The sequence below is a fragment of the Mesorhizobium sp. M2A.F.Ca.ET.067.02.1.1 genome, from assembly GCF_004023285.1.
Lineage (GTDB): Bacteria > Pseudomonadota > Alphaproteobacteria > Rhizobiales > Rhizobiaceae > Mesorhizobium.
Genome location: NZ_RZSB01000784.1, coordinates 1 through 2741 on the forward strand (window position 1 = coordinate 1; position 2741 = coordinate 2741).

A 2741-nucleotide genomic window follows, 5' to 3' on the forward strand; every position below is an offset into this window, starting at 1 on the left:
GGCCGGCGCCTTGGTGCGCAATTCGGTGACGATGCGCTCGGCCACCTTCTTGCCCACGCCGGGCGCGCGGGAAACCATGGCGATGTCGCGCAGCGCGATGGCGTTGGCTAGGTCGGCCGGCGCCAGCGTCGACAGCACCGCCAACGCCACCTTGGCGCCGACGCCCTGCACATTGTTCATCAAAAGCCGGAACCACTCGCGCTCCAGCCCCGTCTGGAAGCCGTAGAGCCGGATCATGTCCTCGCGCACATAGGTCTCGATGAAAAGCACCACCGCCTCCCCGGGTGATGGCAGTGATGCCAGCGTGCGCGCCGAGCAATGGGCGACATAGCCGACGCCATGCACGTCGATGACGCAGCTATCTTCGTCGATCTCGTCCAGCGTGCCTTTCAGCTTGCCGATCATGATTTTCCCCTCACCCCGCAACCGCCATCCGATAGGCGACACTCGGGCGGTGATGCGCATGGCAGATGGCGATGGCAAGGGCGTCGGCGGCGTCGTCGGTGTCGAAGACCGCCTTCGGCATCAGCACCTTGACCATCATATGGATCTGCTTCTTCTCGCCATGGCCGACGCCGATCACCGCCTTCTTGACCGCATTGGGCGCGTATTCGGCGACCACCAGCCCGGCGCGCGCCGGCACCAGCATGGCGATGCCGCGCGCCTGGCCGAGCTTCAGCGTCGCCGTCGCATCCTTGTTGACGAAGGTCTGTTCGACCGCGGCCTCATGCGGCATGGCCTGATGCAGCACCTCGGCCAGCCCGTCATGCAATTGGCAGAGCCGCGTCGCGAGCGGCGCCTTGTCATCCGAGCGCACGGTGCCGGACGCGACGAAGCGCAGCGAATTGCCCACGCTGTCGACAATACCCCAACCGGTGCGCCTCAGGCCCGGATCGATGCCGATGATGCGAATCGCTTCCCCCATGCGCCAAGTTTAACCTCGGCGGCAAGCGATGCCAGCGAAATGTGAACAAACCGGAAACAGTCGCGATCCCAAGATCCCGCCTGACCGGTGTCGCAGGCCGTAAGGGGATTTGGCCGGTCGGCTCTGTTGGCGTTGGCAGGCGGAATGCGTTGGAGATTGGCCGAAACGCCCTTTGCGATCGTCATTCCAGGGCGGAGCAGGAGCGAAGCTCCGTCGCGAAGACCCTGGAATCCATGCCTTTACCTTCGCCAAGGCGTGCAACGGAGCAGAATTCTGCACCGTGGCGCCGCGTTCAAGTCACGGCATCGATTCTATGGTCTGCGCCGCGTCGCTTCGCTCCTTGCTCCGCCATAGAATGACGAGGTTGGGGCGGCTTCAACCAATCTCCAGCGTTTGCGCTGATTTCACGCAAATGAATGGAAAATCCTGCGCCAAGACAAACAGCAACCTTTCAAAATCCCTGTGTCGCGAACCTAGTTCGTCATGCGACGGATAGTTTTCGACAGCCGCGTCAGGACCGCCGGCCGGGACGACGCGACCAGCTTCCATGCCAGCACCGCATTGCCCATGCGCCGCGGCAGGATTCCGATGCTGAGGAACCAGGCCGCCAGGGCAGCCCGCCGCCGCCAGGATGCGTTCATTTCCAGGCTGGCCGCGGCGCCCGCTCTTGCCAGGCCCAGCCGGGAGTCGGTTTCAACCGGATGCTGGGGCTCGTCGACGCAGAGCGAAGCCAGCCGCTCTTCCAGGTGAACCGGATCGTGAAGACCGGCAGCCGGCGGCATGGTCAAGCCGATCTCGGCCGCCCGGTCGGACAGGGCTTCGAGGCGCCGGAAGTCATGCTGCATGCGCCAGCGCGCCCGCTCGGCAAGCTTCTCGTCGAAGACCGAATGGTTGGAGCCGTGGATGCGGTAGGCGCCAAGGCAGGTGTCGATGGATTTCACTTCTCCGTGAAGCGGCGCCAGTGTCGCCAGATAGCCATCGGCGCCTTGCCGGAAATCGCTTTCAGGCATGGGCATTATCAGTTCCAGCGCCTCGCGGTCGAACGCCAGCCCGCTTGTCACCGTCGTACGGTAGCGCCCCTTGCGCAACAATTCCGACACGACGTCGCCTGAATCGAACGGCTGTTCGGGAGGGGGAAAGACATCCTTGATCTGCTGGTCCTCATCAACGAGATGCAGCCGGAATTGCGCCTGGGCGACATCCGCATCCCACTCGTCCAGGACCTCGGAGACGGCGTTCGGATAGAGATAATCGTCGGCGTCCAGGAAAAGGATGATCTCCCCGGTGCTCGCCTCGAATCCGGTGTTGAATGCTGCGCCATGCCCGCCATTCCTGCGCCTCAGGCACGGGCGGATCTTGTCGCCATAGGATTCGATGACGGCCACCGACGCATCGGTCGAAGCGTCGTCGACGACCACGACCTCGACATTTCGGTGGTCCTGCTCCAACGCGCTGTCGATGGCGCGCCCGAGAAACTGTTCGTAATTGTAGTTGGGGATGATGATCGATACCGGAATGCGGTCCAATGGCGAATGCACGGGATCAAGCCTCGCAATCTGCTTTGGTCACAGTGACGGTGATTTTCTTGCAAATCCGGCTCGGGTCGACCCGGCTGCGGCGAACGGCTCCAACTAGAGGCCTATCGCTTCCAGGCAAGGGTGATCTTTCTCGCGAAGGTCGGCACGGCCTTCAATGCGCCGAAGGCTGCTGCCGCAATATCGAAAAGTGGCTGGAGGCCAGAGGCGCTTGATTTGCGCCGATCACGGCTCGAAGGGGGAAGCCGCCGGCGCTATCTCAGCGTTTGTTGCAAACGCGG

3 protein-coding genes are annotated in these 2741 nt (G+C 63.1%); all 3 read right to left on the reverse strand.

Annotated elements, in window-relative coordinates; genetic code table 11:
• The coding region (ruvA, locus tag EOA28_RS31735) for a Holliday junction branch migration protein RuvA (RefSeq protein ID WP_128315653.1) at positions 1-405 on the reverse strand (405 nt) is incomplete at its 3' end.
• Positions 406-415: 10 nt separating this feature from the next.
• On the reverse strand, positions 416-925 hold the full coding sequence (ruvC, locus tag EOA28_RS31740; protein WP_071031435.1) for a crossover junction endodeoxyribonuclease RuvC: 510 nt from the start codon (positions 923-925) through the stop codon (positions 416-418).
• Between the two features lie 473 nt (positions 926-1398).
• Positions 1399-2463 carry a glycosyltransferase family 2 protein gene (locus EOA28_RS31745; protein WP_128315654.1) on the reverse strand — a complete coding sequence of 355 codons (1065 nt, stop codon included), beginning with the start codon at positions 2461-2463 and terminating at the stop codon, positions 1399-1401.
• Between the last annotated feature and the right edge of the window lie 278 nt (positions 2464-2741).